Source organism: Domibacillus sp. F004, assembly GCF_057814295.1.
The window spans coordinates 1-298 of record NZ_JBVATB010000047.1 but is presented as its reverse complement, the minus strand read 5'-3'; the positions used below and the strand labels follow the sequence as shown (position 1 = coordinate 298).

The following is a 298-nucleotide window of genomic DNA, read 5'->3' as shown; positions in this document are numbered from 1 at the left end:
TTGCGGGTCTTTCTCCAACCGACGAGCCCTCACAAAAGGAGCTGCAAACTCTTATTAAAGATGCCCGTGCAAAGAATGTAAAGTATGTTATTTTTGAGCAAAATGTTGCGTCTAAAATAACGGATGTTGTAAAAAATGAGATTAAAGCCGAACCATTAACCCTTCATTATTTAGAGTCTATCACAGATCAAGATGTTAAAAATCAGGAAGACTACGTAAGTTTAATGAAACGGAATATAGAAACGTTGAAAAAAGCATTAAATTAAATGATAAGGTCGTTAGATGAATCTTAACATCC

General features: G+C 34.6%; 1 protein-coding gene. It reads left to right on the top strand.

Annotated elements, in window-relative coordinates; genetic code table 11:
* Positions 1–266, top strand: a 266-nt coding sequence (locus tag ACZYRN_RS19370) for a metal ABC transporter solute-binding protein, Zn/Mn family (protein WP_488913195.1), incomplete at its 5' end; no start/stop codon positions are given.
* Positions 267–298 lie beyond the last annotated feature (32 nt).